The sequence below is a fragment of the Parabacteroides hominis genome, assembly GCF_014287585.1.
Classification (GTDB): domain Bacteria; phylum Bacteroidota; class Bacteroidia; order Bacteroidales; family Tannerellaceae; genus Parabacteroides; species Parabacteroides hominis.
In genome coordinates this window covers 65076-82488 of the sequence record NZ_JACOOJ010000002.1, presented here as the reverse complement: position 1 = coordinate 82488, position 17413 = coordinate 65076, and the positions used below count along the sequence as shown (strand labels likewise).

Genomic DNA, 17413 nt, shown 5'->3' with positions numbered 1-17413 from the left:
TGTAGACTAAATGATGTGTATATCAATTGGTGATTTAGAGTAATCCATAGTCGTTAGACAAAATAGTTTCTAAATAGGGAAAGAAAAAAACAATATTTCCTGTTGATCCAAGTTTCTTATAAAGAAAAAGAAGACAAGATATGAATACAAACAATCGATTTTTACAGATAACAAAGTTGCTCATTTTTAGTGTATGTCTCCTGACGTTGGCCTGGGGAAAGGAAGTCCGGGCGCAATCGCCTGTCTCCTTTCAGGTAAAAGCAGGAGCCGGTATTGCTGGTTTGTGGGGGAAGAATGCGGATGCAAAGACCAAGTTTGCCTATAAGGTCGGTGTTGGCATGGAATATGCGTTTAATGGAACTTGGGCGTTGCAACCCTCTTTGAACTTTGTATCGAAAGGCTGTAAAGATGAGGAGGAAGGCGTTGGAAAACTAACGATGAATCAACTTTATCTGGAACTTCCGGTTATGATGGCGGCTCGGCTGGATCTTACGGAAACATCCAACCTGGTCATTGCTGTGGGTCCCTATGTGGCTTATGGCGTAGGCGGTAAAACGTCGGCAGATATAGTCGAGAAAAAGTATCCGACAATGACCGGCTATGAAACGTTTGGAGGAAAATATAAACTGGATACATTTGGGGACCTGGCTGATGGAAAAATGGGCAATAAACGTTTTGATGCCGGAGTCGGTTTAGGAATTACTTATGAGAATCGAAATGTTATGCTGGGCTTGGAAGGTCAGTTAGGCTTGGTTAATGTGAATGACGAACTCAAGGATATTGCGGAGCTTGTGGGTTTAGGCGGTTTTGCCGCTAAAAATGTATCTGCATTTGTCACGGTCGGGTACAGATTTTAACTTCTTTTATAAAGTGTTGGATGGCATTTTTCCGAACTTGATGCAACCGTCTTTGCTTTTTTAAGCTCCGTAGAAAGCTTTCAGCGTTTCACGGAAACTCTTTTGCAGTTCTTCGTTTCCGATCGCTTGCAACATGGTTTTGTCATATTCATCGACCAAAATCACAACCCGCTGCCCTTCTTTCCGGCAAACCCGCTCGATGATGCCTTCGAAAAGTTCCTTTTTCCCCTGAAAGTAGGCTTCGAGTGTAGAAATTAGCAAACTTTTTCCGAAACGGCGCGGCCGGTTCAGGAAATAGTAGCTACCTGTCTTGACCAATTGGTAAATCCAGGATGTTTTATCTACATAGAAATAGCCATCTTTACGAATTTTTTCAAAATTCTGTATGCCGATAGGATAGGTTTTGTTGCTCATGTTGGATTACTTTTGAATACTGCTATACAAAGATACTTATTTCTTCCGTATTCTGTGTTAATTGCGTATATTTGTGAACGATTTGGTATGTCTAAGAATGAATACACAAATAAAATCTATTATTTCTAAATTGAACATCATGAAAAAAATCTCGTTAGCCTTAGCGCTCTGCTGTGCTTCTTTCTATAGCATGGCTGATCAATTGCCGCTTGGGGGATTTAGTTACGGACTGGTGGAAGCGCCGACCGGCAAAGAGTGGGAGTCTCCTGAGAACCTGGCTCTGAACAAAGAACAACCGCATGCTTATATTTTCCCTTTCGAGGATGTGGAAAGTGCTCGTAAGGTATTGCCTGAAAACAGCCGGTTCTGGCAATCGCTGAACGGTGATTGGAAATTCAATTGGGCGCCCGATCCCGATTCACGTCCGAAAGACTTCTATAAGACGGAGTTCGATGTGTCTGGTTGGGACAATATTCCGGTTCCCTCCAGTTGGAACATTTATGGCATTCAGAAAGACGGTAACCAGAAATATGGTGTGCCCATCTATGTGAATCAGCCCGTTATCTTTCAGCATAAAGTGGCGGTCGACGACTGGCGCGGAGGTGTGATGCGGACTCCGCCGACAAACTGGACGACTTATAAGCACCGGAACGAAGTCGGTTCTTTTCGTCGTAACTTCGAAATCCCGCAGGATTGGGACGGACGCGAAGTCTTTATCAGCTTCGACGGGGTCGACTCTTTCTTCTATCTCTGGATCAACGGACGTTATGTGGGCTTCTCCAAGAATTCACGTAATACGGCTAATTTCAATATTACCCCTTATCTCCGTAAAGGAATGAATGTGGTAGCCGCCGAAGTGTATCGTAGTTCCGACGGCTCTTTCCTGGAAGCGCAGGATATGTTCCGCCTGCCGGGAATCTTCCGGACGGTTGCTCTCTATTCGACTCCGAAAGTACACGTCCGCGACCTGATCGTGACTCCTGATCTGGATGCTGCTTATACGGATGGCTCGCTGGCAATCTCGGCCGATGTACGGAACCTGGATAAGAAAGCTGCTAAAGGATATAAATTGGAATATACGTTGTATGCCAACAAGCTGTATTCGGATGAAAATACGAAAGTCAATAATGTGGCGGCTTCGGCAACGGTCGATATCGTAAATCCCGGCCAGACGCAAACTTCGCAGGCTTTATTAAAGGTGAAGGCTCCTAACAAATGGTCGGCAGAGTTCCCGTATCGTTATACATTAGTGGCGGAGTTGAAAAATGCCAAAGGCAAAACGGTAGAAACCGTTTCGACTATTGTCGGTTTCCGCAAAGTCGAAATCAAAGATACATCGGCTGAAGAAGATGAATTCGGATTGGCCGGACGTTACTATTATATAAATGGTAAGACCGTCAAGCTGAAAGGCGTGAACCGCCATGAATCGAATCCGGCGGTCGGGCATGCCATCACGCGCGATATGATGGAAAAAGAGGTGATGCTGATGAAGCGTGCTAATATCAACCATGTGCGTAATTCACATTATCCGGATGATCCTTATTGGTATTTCTTATGTAATAAATATGGTCTTTATCTGGAAGACGAAGCTAATATCGAGTCGCACGAATATTATTACGGGGCTGCATCCCTTTCGCATCCGGTGGAATGGAAAAAGGCGCATGTCGCACGTGTGATGGAGATGGTTCATGCCAATATCAACAATCCGTCTATCGTGATCTGGTCGTTGGGTAATGAAGCGGGATCGGGCGAAAACTTCGTGGCTGCTTATGATGCGTTGAAGCTGGTGGATAAATCCCGCCCCGTCCAGTATGAACGTAATAATGATATAGTGGATATGGGATCGAACCAATATCCGTCTATCGGTTGGACGCGTGGTGCGGTGAAAGGTGATTATGATATCAAATACCCGTTCCATATTTCCGAGTATGCCCATTCTATGGGGAATGCCTGTGGTAACCTGGTGGATTATTGGGAAGCAATAGAATCGACAAACTTCTTCTGCGGCGGTGCTATCTGGGATTGGGTGGACCAGTCGATGTATAACTATGATAAAAAGACCGGTAAACGCTATCTGGCGTATGGCGGGGACTTCGGCGATACTCCGAATGACGGTCAGTTTGTGATGAACGGCATTGTGTTCGGTGATCTGGAGCCGAAACCGCAGTATTATGAAGTCAAGAAAGTATATCAGCATATTGACGTGAAAGCGGTCGATGCCCGGAAAGGCCTTTTTGAGATATTCAATAAATATTACTTTAAGGATCTTTCTGATTATGATGTAAGATGGTCGGTTTACGAAAACGGAAAGGAAATTCAATCCGGTTTGGTTAATTCCGGGGCGATTCCTGCCCGTACCAAAGCCCAGGTGTCAGTTCCTGTGCCTTTTGACAAGCTGAAGAATGATTCCGAGTATTTTGTAAAGGTACAGTTCCTTCTTAAAGTTAATATGCCGTGGGCTGAAAAAGGATTTGTGGTGGCGGAGGAACAAATGTTGTTGCAGGAAGCTACAGCGCGTCCTTCCATCAGCACCGTGACGGCTTCTGCCGGAAAAGTGAAGTTGGATAATTCGGATGCTTCGATTAAAGCAGTGAGCGGTGACAATTTCGTAGCCAAGTTCGATATGGAGACGGGTACGATCTATAGCCTGGTATACGGAGGCAAGACGATTATAGCTGATGGAAACGGTCCGAAGCTCGATGCCTTGCGTGCTTTTACCAATAACGACAACTGGTTCTATTCGCAGTGGTTTGAACACGGTTTGCATAACCTCCAACATCGGGCAACGAACAGTACGGTCCTGGAAAGAAAGGACGGTACGGTCGTTCTGGCTTTCACTGTCGAGTCGCAGGCACCGAACGGGGCTAAGATCAAAGGTGGAACCAGCACGGGAAAGAATAGTATAGAGGAACTGACGGATAAGAGATTCGAAGAAAATGATTTCAAGTTTACGACGAATCAAATCTGGACCGTTTATCCTGACGGCTCTATCGAATTGCAGTCGAGCATCACTTCCAACCGTCCAAGCCTGGTATTGCCGCGCTTAGGATATGTGATGAAAGTCCCGCAGCAATATGCCGGCTTCACTTATTACGGACGTGGTCCGATCGACAACTATGCCGATCGTAAGAGCGGACAGTTTATCGAACAGCATAAGAATACGGTGGCAGGCGAGTTTGTGAATTTCCCGAAACCTCAGGATATGGGTAACCACGAGGATGTACGCTGGTGTGCTCTGACCGATCCGGCTGGTGACGGTGTTGTGTTTGTGGCTACCGACCGTTTGTCTGCATCGGCTCTTCAATACTCTGCACTTGATTTGATTTTGGCTCCGCATCCGTATCAATTGCCGGTGGCCGGAGATACTTACCTGCACTTGGATGCGGCTGTGACAGGGTTGGGCGGTAACAGTTGCGGACAAGGCGGGCCACTGGAACAGGATCGTGTCTTTGCCGGACATCATGACATGGGCTTTATAATCCGTCCCGCCGGAAAAGATTTAACGGCTATTGCAAATGTTGCACCCGCCGGAGAAATGCCATTGACAATCATGCGTAATCGCGCCGGAGCAGTTGAGCTTTCATCTGCCCGCAAAGATGCTGTGATTTGTTATACGATCGACGGGAAAGGAAAAGCGAAGGAATATACGGAAGCCATACCGTTCCGCAATGGGGGGGCGGTAAAAGCCTGGTTTAAAGATAATCCTAAAATCAATGCAACGGCTTCATTTAGCAAAATCGAAAGTATCCAGACGGAAGTGGTTTATACAAGCAGTGAAGAGTCCGGTTACGGAGACGCCAAGAATCTGACGGATGGCGATCCGAATACGATCTGGCACACGATGTTTTCTGTTACCGTTGCCAAATATCCGCATTGGGTGGACTTGGATGCCGGTGAAGTAAAACAGATCAAAGGCTTTTCATTCCTTCCCCGGCAGGACGGATCGAATGGAAATATCAAGGACTATTCGATCAGTGTCAGCCAAGACGGAAAGAACTGGGGTGAACCGATCCTGAAAGGCACTTTTGAAAATAACCTGAAGGAAAAGAAAGTATTGTTCGATCAGCCGGTTAAAGCCCGCTATATCCGCTTTACCGCATTGAGCGAGCAGCGCGGACAAGATTTTGCATCGGGAGCCGAACTGGTGATTTTAGCTGATTAATTGAACTTTACGATATATGATGGAGCAGGAGAGGAAGTCATTCCTTTCCTGTTTTTTTATACTTTGTGCCTTAGATATGTCTGTTATCTCATCATTTTTGTTTTTCTTTGCGGAAAAATTCAGATACGTGAATCTCATTATAGAACAAGGAAACACATCATCGAAGGTGGCTGTATACAATAAGAAGCATATGGAGGCTTCTTTTGTGTTTAAGAAATTCGACGTGGAAGTTATCTCTTCTATCTTTAAGAAATACCCGTTGACGAAAGGGATATTCTCGACAGTGATAGATAAAGATGACGAATTGGTTGCATACTTGGAAAGCAATCTTCGGAATTTTGTGTTTTTGGACGAAACGGTGTCTCTTCCGATTAAGGTGCAATATAAAACACCTGAAACGTTGGGTAGAGACCGGTTGGCTGCCGCTGTCGGAGCTAATTACCTGCAACCCGGAAAGGATTTGCTGGTGATCGATGCCGGAACAGCTATTACGTATGAATTGATCGATGCTTCCGGTTCTTATTTAGGGGGAAATATTTCGCCCGGAATGACAACCCGGTTCAAGGCATTGAACCAGTTTACGAAGAAATTGCCTTTGGTGGTCGAGCAGGAGGACATTTCTCTGGTCGGAACGGATACGGAAACAGCCATCCAGGCTGGAGTAGTAAATGGTATAGTGTGCGAGATGGATGGGTATATCGAAATGCTTCGGCTAAAATATCCTAACCTTTTGGTTTTTTTAACAGGCGGTCATTCGTTTTATTTTGAAAGACGGCTAAAAAACTCCATCTTTGCAGACATTAATTTAGTGTTGACAGGATTAAACAGAATCTTAGAGTATAATGTTGAAGATTAATAAGGTACTAATAACAAGCGTTCTTATATTCATACTGTTGCCTTTGATGGCGCAAAACAATACTAACTCGCCCTATACTCGTTTCGGGTACGGTGATTTGGGAGAACGTTCGTTCGGCGCAGGTCGAGCCATGGGCGGTGTAGGTTACGGATTACGTTCGCCAAAACAGATAAATCCGATGAACCCGGCGTCATACAGTTGCATGGATTCCCTGACATTTCTCTTTGATTTTGGTGTAGCCGGTCAGTTGTCGTGGTTCGATGACGGAAATGCCCGGCAGAACGATATAAACGGAAATGTGGAATATATCGCAATGCAGTTCCCGATTCATCGCCGGATAGCCTTGAGTATAGGTCTGTTGCCCTATTCTTATGTCGGTTATAAATTTGGCACTTTGCGTAACGACCAGGGAGTGACATTTACGGAAACCTATAACGGATCGGGCGGTTTGAGTGATTTGTATGGCGGTATTTCTATCGATCTTTGGAAAAAGCGTTTGGCTGTTGGCGCCAATTTCGGTTTCCTGTTTGGAAATATCACGCATGAACAGCTTGTTATCATGAGTGGCGAAGGTACCGGAGCATATAATACGAATCGTAGCCAGGAATTGAGAGTGCGTGATTTGAAGATGGATTTCGGTTTGCAATATACACATCCGTTAAGTAAAACGGAAAGTGTGACATTGGGTCTTGTCTTTTCTCCGAAAAAGAGCTTGCATGCTAAATCTTATCAATTGACCCAGTCTTATACATCTTCCGGATCGGATGGGGAAGTTCTTCAGTCTGACACAATTAGCGGTAAAGCATTTGATCTGCCTAATTCGTACGGAGTGGGTCTTTCATATGTGAAACAAAATAAATTAACGTTAGCGGCAGATTTTTCCTATGAAGATTGGGGAAAAATGCCTTACTTTGGGGAGAAAGGTAATTTCAAGAATCGTTACCGGGTCGCAGTGGGTGGCGAATATATTCCGGATTATATGCGTAAGTCATATTTCAGCCGGATTCGCTATCGTGCAGGTGTCCATTATGGCAATTCATATTTGCGTATGAACCGGACAGATGCCAATCCTTCCGGAGACGGTTATAACGAGATCGGAGCAAGTGTCGGTCTGGGATTACCGCTGATTGATAACCGTTCGTTGATTAACATATCGTTTGAATATGTGAAAAAGAAACCGGAAGTGAAGATGAACATGATTGATGAACAGTATTTCCGTTTTACCGTGAATTATACGTTCAATGAAGCGTGGTTTATGAAGTTTAAGGTCGATTAACTAAATAGTTAACTTTAATAGAAATAAATATGAAGATCAAAGTATTATTGTTGGCTCTCGGATGCTCGATGATGTCGTTCGGAGCTTATGCACAAAAAGGTGTGGATACTGGTACTCCGTTCGGTTCTGGTGAAGATAGCGTACGTTGTATTACCAATATCAGCTTGTTTGTCCCTTACGCCAAAGCAGGGAATTTCAAGGATGCTTATGAATTCTGGCATCAGGCTTATACCGAATGTCCGGGGGCTCATAAGGATATCTACCTGTATGGAGTAAAGATCATGGACTGGAAAATCAATACCGAGAAAGATCCGGCGAAGAAAGCTGCTCTTATTGAGGATTTGATGAAAGTTTATGATACGCGTGTGAAATATTTCGGTAATGACCGGAAATATGGTAAAGACTGGATTATTGCTCGTAAGGCTGCCGATTATTTGCGTCTGATGGGTGATAATGCTGATCCTAAAGTTATTTATGGATGGTTGGGTGAAGTTGTGAACGAATTCGGTGAAAATACCGAAGCAATGGGTGTGTCTCTGTATATGATGGCTGCACATCAGCAATTGATCGCTGATCCGAATTTCAAACAACAATATCTGGAAGATTACCTGAAATGTTCTAAGATTATCGCTGCTCAGTTGGCTGCTGCCCAAGCTGCAAATAATGAAAAGGAAATTAAGAACCTGACTACTTTCAAGTCTGCCATCGATGGCGGTTTTGCAGGAAGTGGTGCTGCTGATTGTGAAACATTGCAGAATATGTATGCAAGCAAAGTGGAAGCAGCTAAAGGAAATCTGGATGCCTTGAAGGAGATCCTTTCCATGTTGAGACGCGTTCGTTGCCAGGAAATCGAAGCATTCTACGCTGCTGCTGCTTATGCTTACGAACTGGAACCGAGTGCAGATGCTGCTATCGGTATTGCTAAGCAGGCTGTAAAAGCAAAAGATTACGATAAGGCAATCAAGTATTTCGAAGAAGCTGCCAATATGGAAACCGATGCTGTTTCAAAAGCTGAAGATTATTATCTGATCGGTGTGCTGTTGTTCGAACAGAACAACTTGTCAAAAGCAAGACAATATTGCCAGAAAGCAATCGAAACCAATCCTGATTACGGTGCACCGTACATCCTGATCGGTAACATGTATGCTAAATCTGCTAAATCTATCTATCCGAATGATGCTGTATTGGCAAAAGTTGTTTACTATGCAGCTATCGATAAATTTGAAAAAGCAAGACAGGTAGATCAGAATGTGGCAGAAGATGCTGCTAAATTGGCTAATACTTATCGTGCTCACCTTCCTTCAACGGAAGAGGTTTTCATGCACCCGGATCTGGAAAAAGGAAAAACTTTCAAAATCGGGGGCTGGATTGGTGAGACTGTCACAATCAGATAATTATGATTAAGAACCGTTTTCTTTGTAAAACGAACGAACAAGGCATAACAACTATCTTAGTGGTAGTTGTTATGCTTCTTTTATTTACTGCCTCCTGTAATGGCGATAAAAAGGAGGTGGTTGTGGTTGCTTTCGATCCCGAAACAACCTATACGTTGAGGACTACTGATTATACTACTCAGTTCTCCGATTCGGGAATTACGCGCTATCGCGCTACCGCTAAAGAATTTCTGAAATTCGATAAAGCTAAAGAGCCGTTCTCGTATTTTCCTGAAGGTATTTATGTAGAAAAATTCGACACGCTGTTTCGTACAGAAGCAAGTCTCAGGGCTGATACTGCCTATAACTATGAGAAGCAAGGTCTATGGAAATGGGCCGGGAACGTAAAGGTGGAAAGCCTGGAAGGAAAAACGTTTGAAACGTCTCTTCTTTTCTGGAATCAGAAAGAAGAAAAAATCTATACGGATAAATACATCCGGATACAAGAAGAAGATAAGATCATAACTGGTATCGGATTCGAATCGAATCAGGATATGACTCAATATAAGATATTTAATTCTCAGGGAATATTCCCTGTCAGTGAATCGGCAACGACCGATTCGACTCAAAATACCGTTCCGGCAGATTCCGTGCCCGTAGCTATCAACCCAGCTACGGCTACTGTTCCGCAGAAGAAACCGGCACGAATGGAAAAAACGGCTCCGCAGGAATTGGTGCCGGTCGAGATGGATAAAACGAAGTAATGGGCGCACTTACATACATATTAATATCATTGGCTTTCTCTGCATTCTTTTCAGGGATGGAGATTGCCTTTATCTCCTCCAATAAGTTACGTTTTGAACTTGACAAAAAGGAAAAAAGCCTGACGAGTAAGATTTTGGATATATTTTACCGGAACCCGCATCAGTTTATATCTACGATGTTGGTCGGAAACAATATTGCGTTGGTGGTCTACGGTTTGCAGATGGCGATTATCCTGGAACCGTTTATTGCACGTGTAGTAAATAACGAGGCTCTGATTGTTTTGACTCAGTCTATTATTTCGACTATCCTGATATTGTTTACCGGGGAGTTTATTCCAAAGACTGTTTTTAAACTGAATCCGAACTTTTCGCTTACCTTGTTTTCGGTACCTTTGTTGATTATATACATTGTATTGTATCCGATTTCTAAATTTTCGTCTCTGCTCTCTTTCCTTATTCTGAAAATTGCAGGTGTAAAGAATGTGACCGGTTCGACGCAACGGGCGCTGGGGAAGGTCGACCTTGACTATTTTATCCAGCAGAGTATTGAAGATGCGCCTCAGAATTCGGATATGGATACGGAGGTGAAGATCTTTCAGAATGCACTCGATTTCTCGAATGTGCGTTTGCGTGATTGCATAGTTCCCCGTACGGAAATTGTGGCATGTGATAAGACAGCCACTCTTGAGGAATTGCGTTCCCGTTTTATAGAGACAGGACTTTCCAAGATACTTGTTTATAATGAAAATATAGATGATATTGTCGGATATATCCATTCTTCGGAAATGTTTAAAAACCCGGAAGACTGGACACAAAGTATCCGAAGCGTCTCGATCGTTCCCGAAACGATGGCTGCCAATAAATTGATGAAAGTCCTGATGCAGGACAAGAAAAGCATGGCTGTCGTGGTGGATGAATTTGGCGGTACTTCGGGAATCGTAACCCTGGAAGACCTGGTAGAAGAAATATTCGGAGAGATAGAAGACGAGCACGATATCAAATCGTATGTCGCCAAGAAGGTAGGAGATGACGAATATCTGCTATCCGGTCGTATAGAGATCGATACGTTGAACGAAAAGTTTGATCTGGAATTGCCGGAGTCGGATGATTATGTGACGATCGCCGGTTTTATATTGCACTTTTATCAGAAATTCCCGAAGTTGAATGAAACGGTTGTAATCGATAAATATTCTTTTAAAATCATAAAAGTGACGGCTACGAAAATCGAATTAGTTCGTATGAAAGTAGTGAGTTAATTAAAAAAAGAGCATAAAAAGATGCGGCAATCTCTTTTTTTCGTATCTTCGTGCCCTTAAAATGTAGAATAATAAACTTTAAAATAGATAAAGATAAATGGCTACGCTGGAAAAAATCAGAAGCAAAGCAGGACTGCTGGTACTCGTTGTGGGGGTGGCATTGTTCGCTTTTATCATCGGTGACTTTTTGAACTCCGGTTCTACTTATTTCAGACAATCACAGGAGAAGGTTGCGGAAGTAGACGGAGAAGTTATTAAAATTCAAGAATTTCAGGATCGTGTAGACGAAATGACTGAAATGTACAAAATGCAGACAGGTTCCACCAGTCTGCCCGAAGAATATCAGACTCAAATCCGTCAGTCTGTATTCGATGGTATGGTACAGGATGTTGTTTTGAATGAAGCAACTTCCGAATTAGGAATGGGAGTAGGTCCGGAAGAACTGTTCGATATGGTTCAGGGTGAAAACATTTCCCCGATGATCCAACAGATGCAGATGTTTGTAAATCCGCAGACTGGTGCATTTGACAAAACTGCATTATTAAACTTCTTGAAGACGATCGACGACGATAATATCGCTAACTATCCTGCCGACCAGCAGGCACAGTTGTTGCAGGCTCGTCAGTTCTGGATGTTCTGGGAAAAGAATATCAAACGTCAACGTCTGGAACAGAAATATACGACTCTGTTGAGCAAGGCTGTTTCTGCCAACAAACTGGATGCAAAGGATGCTTTCGACGGTTCGGCTGTAAGCTCTGATATCGTTTATGCAATGCAATCTTATGCTTCTATTCCTGATTCAACTATACAGGTAAGCAAGAGCGATATCGAAAAGCTGTACAATCAGCGTAAAGAGTTGTTCAAGCAGAAAGAAGGAAAAGTAATCAAGTATATCGCTGTCGATATCCGTCCGAGCAAAGAGGACTACGACAAAGCAAGTGCTGAGATCGAATCTTTGAAGAGCGAGTTGGCTACTTCTGAAAAAGTGGCTGATCTGGTAACGGAAAATTCTGAAATACCTTATATGGACGCTTTCTTTACAGAGAATGCATTGGATCCTGAAATGAAGCAATTTGTAAAGACTGCGAATGTAGGTGATGTATACGGTCCTGTTTTCGAAAACGACAAATACAGATTGTTTAAGTTGGTAGACAAAACCGTTGCTCCTGACTCTGTAAAGGTCAGCCATATCATGTTGGCAAATACAGGCGATGAAGCTGCTATCAAAGCAAAAGCCGATAGCTTGTTGAACGTATTGAAGAAAGGTGGCGACTTTGCTGCCTTGGCAAAGGAATATTCTGCTGACCAGGCTGCTGAAAAAGGCGGTGAACTGGGTTGGTTTACTGAAGCGACAGCTTTGAGAGGTGTAAATGATGATTTCAAAAAAGCTGTTTTCTCAACTCCGGTCAATGATTATTCAATTGTGAAATCTTTGTATGGTACGCATATCATCAAGGTTACCGATAAGACTGCAAACGTTGACAAGTATAAAGTGGCCGATATCGATATGACCGTATCTCCGAGCACGAAGACTTATGGTAATATCTATAATGAATTGAACCAGTTTATTTCTAAGAATCAGAATATGGATAAATTGGATGATGCCGCTAAAGAAGCCGGTTACAATTTGTTGTCTAATGTGACAGTTACTGCTAACGACCAGTTGTTGGGTTCTATCAAGAATTCCCGTCCGGTAATCCGTTGGGCGTTCCAGAACAGCAAGGGCGATATTTCTGAAATCTTCGAATGTGACGATAAGTTTGTGATTGCAGCTATTCAGGGTACGTTGCCGGAAGGTTACCGTTCTTTGGAATCTGTTACTCCGATGTTGAAATCAGAGTTGATCGCTCAGAAGAAGGGTGAAAAGATCGCACAGGACCTGTCTGCCAAGAATTTGAATTCTGTTGAAGCTTATGCTCAGGCTATGAATTCTTCTGTAGATTCTGTAAAGTTCGTTAGCTTTGCAACACGCCGCATCGCAGGTATCGGTGTTGAACCGAAGCTGAATGCAATGGTTTCCCTGGCTCAGAAAGATCAGTTGAGTGCTCCGGTTGCCGGTAACAACGGTGTATATGTATTCAAGGTATACGAACAGAACAAGGATGCCAAGAACTATGACGAAGCTGCCGAAATCAAAGCTTTGGATGCTTCTAACGCTTACCGCTTCGGTTTCCAGGCTATCCAGTCGTTGGTTAACAAAGCTGATGTAGAAGATAACCGTATCCGCTTCTATTAATAGTAGAACTGTAGCGGCAGGAGACTGCCGGTCTATCATAGGAAACCGCCAATCGGCTACGATTGGCGGTTTTTTTATATCTTTGCATGAAAGAAACAGAAGAAGGATCATGAGTGAGAAAAGACGTTTATTGGGAATGACTCTGGATGAACTGAAAGGAGTAGCCTCCGAAGCCGGACTTCCGGGTTATGCAGCCAAGCAGATGGCTGACTGGCTGTATAAAAAGAAAGTGACTTCTATTGCTGCTATGACAAATATTGCCGCGGAGAAACGTGCTTTGTTGGAGAAAAACTTCGAAGTGGGAGCCGTGCCTCCTTCCGATTTGATGAAGTCGGTGGACGGGACAATTAAGTATTTGTATCCTGCCGGTCCTGGTAATTTTGTCGAATCCGTGTACATTCCGACAGAAGATAGGGCGACATTGTGTGTTTCCTCTCAGGTAGGATGTAAAATGAATTGCCTTTTCTGTATGACCGGCAAGCAAGGTTTTACCAAAAATCTGTCGGCTAACGAGATCCTGAACCAAATACAATCTTTACCGGAAACGGAGGAACTGACCAATATCGTTTTTATGGGAATGGGGGAACCGCTGGACAATGTGTATGAACTGTTCAAAGTATTGGAAATCCTGACCGCTCCTTACGGATATGCATGGAGCCCGAAGCGGATCACGGTTTCGACTATCGGAGTCGCTAAAGGGTTAAAACGGTTTCTTGAAGAGAGCGAGTGCCATTTGGCTGTTAGCCTGCATTCACCCTATCCGGACGAGCGGCTGTCCTTGATGCCGGTTGAAAAAGCTTTTCCTGCACGTGATATTATCGAGACGATCAAACAATATGATTTTACGCATCAACGCCGTGTTTCGTTCGAATACATTGTTTTTAAAAAATTGAACGATGATCTTCAACATGCGAAGGCTTTGGTTTGTTTATTAGATAAAGTCCCTTGCAGGGTCAACCTGATCCGTTTTCATGCAATCCCCAATGTGCCGTTGGAAAGTTCGGACTTGGCAAGAATGGAGACGTTCCGGGATACGTTGAATGCAGCAGGCATCGTTTGTACGATCCGGGCATCACGAGGAGAAGACATATTTGCCGCATGCGGGATGCTTTCTACGGCGAAGAAACAACAAAAAGAATAGAAATGGTATCTTTTTGAGGGAAAAGAAGCTATATTTGTATAACAAAAAAATTAAACGGGTATGAAAACACATTCTTTATTGATCAGCTTTTTAATGCTCCTTGTCATTATGGGAGCATGTAGTTCGGGCCCGGTGATGAGAAATGCTACCGGTTTCGCCTATGAAATTGTAGTGACGATGGATAAAGCTGACTGGGATGCCCCTGCCGGAAAGGCTATCAAAGCCGAACTGACGTCCGATATTCCGGGATTGCCACAGGCCGAACCTGCCTTTAAGATCACTTATGCGACTCCTGACCAGTTTAACGGTCTGTTGACGTATGTGCGCAATATTTTGATTGTTAAAATAGATAAATCTCAGTACACGAAAGTTTCGCTGAGCTATGAGAACAATCGCTGGGCGAAAGGCCAGGTTGTGATGACATTGACGGCTCCCGATGATGAAGCCATTCTTGAATATGTAAAGGCTCATCCGCGGAACATAGTGGAGTTCTTTACGAAATGCGAAAGAAACCGTACAATCGGCCAGTTGGAGAAAGAACACAGTCCGGTGGTTATGGATCATGTAAAGGATCGCTTTAACGTCATGTTGAGTGCTCCGGCAAATATGACTTATTTCCGTGACACGACCGGCTTTTTCTGGGCTTCCAATAATGCCAATACAGGACGTACGGATATTGTCGTCTATGATTTCCCGTATAAGGATGCTGATACTTTCACAGCCGACTACCTGATTGCAAAACGTGACTCTGTCATGATGCTGAATATGCCGGGAACCTTTCCTGGGTCTTATATGGCCACGGATACTGCTTGGGTGACTTATAGCCCGACAACGATCAATGGTAAGTATTGTGGTGTGCTGCGCGGTTTGTGGCATATGAAAGGCGATATGATGGGTGGTCCGTTTGTCAGCCATGCACGTTTGGACGAAAAGAACAACCGGGTTGTAGTCGCTGAAGGCTTCGTGTTCGCTCCGGAGACGGATAAGCGCAATTTTATCCGCCGTGTCGAATCCGCATTGTATACTTTGCGCCTGCCTGGTGAATTTGAAGAAACACAGGTGGAGAAACTGGATGTTCCTGAGGAGAAGTAACAAACTTAAATGAAAGATCTATGATTTATTTCATTGTCGTTATAAATCATAGATCATAAATCAAAATATATGGAAGAACGATTGATTAAGGTGGGCATTACCCACGGAGATATAAACGGTATCGGTTACGAGGTGATACTGAAAACATTGTCGGATACCCGTATAGCCGAACTTTGCACGCCGGTTATTTACGGCTCGTCGAAGATCGCTGCTTATCACCGGAAAGCCTTGGAGTTGCCTGCTGTGAATTTGAGCATCATTGCACAAGCCGAAGATGCCGGAATAAACCGGGTGAACATTATCAACTGTGTGGATGACGAGACTAAAGTTGAGTTGTGTCAATCAACAACTGCTGCCGGTGAAGCCGCTTATCTGGCTTTGGAGGCTGCCGTTACCGACTTGAAACGCGGCGTAGTGGATGTATTGGTAACTGCTCCGATCAATAAGCACAATATACAGAATGAACAATTCCATTTTCCCGGCCACACGGAATACCTGGAACAATGTTTCGGTGGTCTTGGGAAAAAGGCATTGATGATTCTGATGAAAGATAATCTTCGCGTTGCGTTGGTGACGGGACATATTCCATTGGCACAGGTGGCATCAAAGATTACTGTTGAAGACATTGTCTCCAAATTGCGTATCTTTAATCAGTCGCTTAAGCAGGATTTCGGAATCGTGCGGCCCCGTATAGCAGTCCTTTCGTTGAATCCGCACGCTGGAGACGCCGGATTGTTAGGTAAGGAGGAGGAAGAAATCATTATTCCGGCTATCCAGGAAGCAGAAAAGAGGGGTGTGATGTCCTTCGGACCGTATGCTGCCGATGGTTTCTTTGGTTCGCAGATGTACGATAAGTTCGACGGTGTATTGGCTATGTATCACGATCAGGGCTTGGCCCCGTTCAAAACGCTGGCAATGGATGACGGTGTTAATTATACGGCAGGTCTATCGATCGTACGGACTTCTCCGGCTCATGGTACGGCTTATGATATTGCCGGTCAGAATGTGGCTTCCGAAGAATCTTTCCGTCAGGCCTTGTATGCCGCTTTGGATATTTACCGGAATCGTACCCGTTACCGGGAGGCAACAGCAAACCCTCTGCGTAAGCAGTATTTTGATAAGGGAGGCGACAATGAAAAGCTCGACCTGACAAAAGAGGAAGACGAATAACCGGAAACTCGGAAATCTTTTAAATACCAAAAAGCCATTTTTTGCTTTACGGACAAAGCTGGAAATGGCTTTTTGTTTTTTCGCCATAATCCGCGTATTGTCTTCACCGGAATATGCAAAAAATGATTGTAAGGATGTTGGAAGGTGAAGGCAAGTGGTAAAAGTGCCTTCACTGCTTATGTTTGCCTTCATCTTTGTATGTTATGATAATCAAATGATTTTAAGAAATAGTGAAGCCGAATCGGTGATCCGTGCCTAAATATTATGATGACAAATCATCTATCATTTTTTTTTGATAGGAAAAGTTTGTGTAAGTTTGCGGTTTCAAAAGGATATAAGTATTATGTTTAAGGATAAAACGATTGTATATACATCAGGGACATTCGATATGTTCCATTACAATCATCTTCGGATGATAAACTATGCCCGTAGCCTTGCGGATATTTTGATCGTGGGGGTGAGTACGGATGAATTGGTGTCTTCTTATAAGGCGAAGCCGATTATTCCTTTTACAGAACGTCTGCAAATCATCGAAGCTCTGAAAACTCCCGATATTGTCATTCCACAACATACATTGGACCATTCCGAAATAGTTAAAAAGCTGAATATTGACGCTTTTGTCGTGGGAGACGACTGGTACGGCAAGTATGACTATTTGGAGGACTTGGGTGTACAGGTGTTTTATTTTCCCTATGGAACAGGAGTTTCCTCTTCCAACCTGAAGAAAACGATCCATGATTCATACGAAGCGAATTTGAAATCTCAGCGGCAGTCCAAACCTGAATCCGTTAAAGGTTTCGGTGAAAAAGAATAAGG

12 protein-coding genes and 1 pseudogene are annotated in these 17413 nt (G+C 43.7%); 12 read left to right on the top strand and 1 reads right to left on the bottom strand.

The window, feature by feature from the left end; translation table 11 throughout:
- The first annotated feature begins 140 nt into the window (after window positions 1–140).
- Window positions 141–857: a porin family protein gene (locus H8S65_RS01795; RefSeq protein WP_186928252.1), complete on the top strand. Its 717-nt coding sequence runs from the start codon at window positions 141–143 to the stop codon at window positions 855–857.
- Between the two features lie 63 nt (window positions 858–920).
- Here the strand turns inward: H8S65_RS01795 and H8S65_RS01790 are convergent.
- Window positions 921–1271, bottom strand: a pseudogene (locus H8S65_RS01790) (AAA family ATPase); the annotation flags it as partial.
- A gap of 190 nt (window positions 1272–1461) precedes the next feature.
- On the opposite strand from H8S65_RS01790, the gene H8S65_RS01785 reads away from it, so the two are divergent.
- The 11 genes from H8S65_RS01785 to H8S65_RS01735 all read left to right on the top strand — a co-directional run bounded on the left by H8S65_RS01785 (window position 1462) and on the right by H8S65_RS01735 (window position 17411).
- Window positions 1462–5433, top strand: coding sequence for a glycoside hydrolase family 2 TIM barrel-domain containing protein (locus H8S65_RS01785; protein ID WP_494546180.1), 3972 nt, complete (start codon window positions 1462–1464; stop codon window positions 5431–5433).
- Window positions 5434–5509: 76 nt separating this feature from the next.
- On the top strand, window positions 5510–6289 hold the full coding sequence (locus H8S65_RS01780; protein ID WP_186928250.1) for a type III pantothenate kinase: 780 nt from the start codon (window positions 5510–5512) through the stop codon (window positions 6287–6289).
- Entirely contained in the window at window positions 6276–7565 is a 1290-nt protein-coding gene (bamG, locus tag H8S65_RS01775) for a BamG family beta-barrel-assembly machinery protein (protein ID WP_186928249.1), read from the top strand. Before H8S65_RS01780 ends, bamG begins: the two co-directional genes overlap by 14 nt.
- 29 nt (window positions 7566–7594) lie before the next feature.
- Window positions 7595–8959 (top strand): tetratricopeptide repeat protein, encoded by a 1365-nt coding sequence (locus tag H8S65_RS01770; protein WP_186928248.1) that lies wholly within the window; start codon window positions 7595–7597, stop codon window positions 8957–8959.
- Between the two features lie 2 nt (window positions 8960–8961).
- On the top strand, window positions 8962–9702 hold the full coding sequence (lptC, locus tag H8S65_RS01765; RefSeq protein WP_186928247.1) for an LPS export ABC transporter periplasmic protein LptC: 741 nt from the start codon (window positions 8962–8964) through the stop codon (window positions 9700–9702).
- On the top strand, window positions 9702–10958 hold the full coding sequence (locus tag H8S65_RS01760; RefSeq protein WP_186928246.1) for a hemolysin family protein: 1257 nt from the start codon (window positions 9702–9704) through the stop codon (window positions 10956–10958). The genes lptC and H8S65_RS01760 overlap by 1 nt, the downstream gene beginning before the upstream one ends.
- A gap of 97 nt (window positions 10959–11055) precedes the next feature.
- Window positions 11056–13194 (top strand): peptidylprolyl isomerase, encoded by a 2139-nt coding sequence (locus H8S65_RS01755; RefSeq protein WP_186928245.1) that lies wholly within the window; start codon window positions 11056–11058, stop codon window positions 13192–13194.
- A 109-nt stretch (window positions 13195–13303) separates the two neighbouring features.
- Window positions 13304–14335, top strand: a complete 1032-nt coding sequence (gene rlmN, locus H8S65_RS01750) for a dual-specificity RNA methyltransferase RlmN (RefSeq protein ID WP_186928244.1) — start codon at window positions 13304–13306, stop codon at window positions 14333–14335.
- Between the two features lie 60 nt (window positions 14336–14395).
- Complete coding sequence (locus H8S65_RS01745) at window positions 14396–15427, top strand: DUF4837 family protein (RefSeq protein ID WP_186928243.1); 1032 nt, start codon at window positions 14396–14398, stop codon at window positions 15425–15427.
- Between the two features lie 69 nt (window positions 15428–15496).
- Entirely contained in the window at window positions 15497–16597 is a 1101-nt protein-coding gene (gene pdxA / locus H8S65_RS01740) for a 4-hydroxythreonine-4-phosphate dehydrogenase PdxA (RefSeq protein ID WP_186928242.1), read from the top strand.
- A gap of 343 nt (window positions 16598–16940) precedes the next feature.
- Entirely contained in the window at window positions 16941–17411 is a 471-nt protein-coding gene (locus H8S65_RS01735) for an FAD synthase family protein (protein WP_186928241.1), read from the top strand.
- The last annotated feature ends 2 nt before the right edge of the window (window positions 17412–17413 follow it).

Excerpts from the sequence above, each read along its gene's own strand:
- H8S65_RS01735 (WP_186928241.1), top strand. The coding sequence starts at position 16,941 with ATGTTTAAGGATAAAACGATTGTATATACATCAGGGACATTCGATATG.
- H8S65_RS01760 (WP_186928246.1), top strand. The coding sequence starts at position 9,702 with ATGGGCGCACTTACATACATATTAATATCATTGGCTTTCTCTGCATTC.
- H8S65_RS01755 (WP_186928245.1), top strand. The coding sequence starts at position 11,056 with ATGGCTACGCTGGAAAAAATCAGAAGCAAAGCAGGACTGCTGGTACTC.
- lptC (WP_186928247.1), top strand. The coding sequence starts at position 8,962 with ATGATTAAGAACCGTTTTCTTTGTAAAACGAACGAACAAGGCATAACA.
- H8S65_RS01780 (WP_186928250.1), top strand. The coding sequence starts at position 5,510 with ATGTCTGTTATCTCATCATTTTTGTTTTTCTTTGCGGAAAAATTCAGA.
- H8S65_RS01785 (WP_494546180.1), top strand. The coding sequence starts at position 1,462 with ATGGCTGATCAATTGCCGCTTGGGGGATTTAGTTACGGACTGGTGGAA.
- H8S65_RS01770 (WP_186928248.1), top strand. The coding sequence starts at position 7,595 with ATGAAGATCAAAGTATTATTGTTGGCTCTCGGATGCTCGATGATGTCG.
- pdxA (WP_186928242.1), top strand. The coding sequence starts at position 15,497 with ATGGAAGAACGATTGATTAAGGTGGGCATTACCCACGGAGATATAAAC.
- H8S65_RS01795 (WP_186928252.1), top strand. The coding sequence starts at position 141 with ATGAATACAAACAATCGATTTTTACAGATAACAAAGTTGCTCATTTTT.
- rlmN (WP_186928244.1), top strand. The coding sequence starts at position 13,304 with ATGAGTGAGAAAAGACGTTTATTGGGAATGACTCTGGATGAACTGAAA.
- H8S65_RS01745 (WP_186928243.1), top strand. The coding sequence starts at position 14,396 with ATGAAAACACATTCTTTATTGATCAGCTTTTTAATGCTCCTTGTCATT.
- bamG (WP_186928249.1), top strand. The coding sequence starts at position 6,276 with ATGTTGAAGATTAATAAGGTACTAATAACAAGCGTTCTTATATTCATA.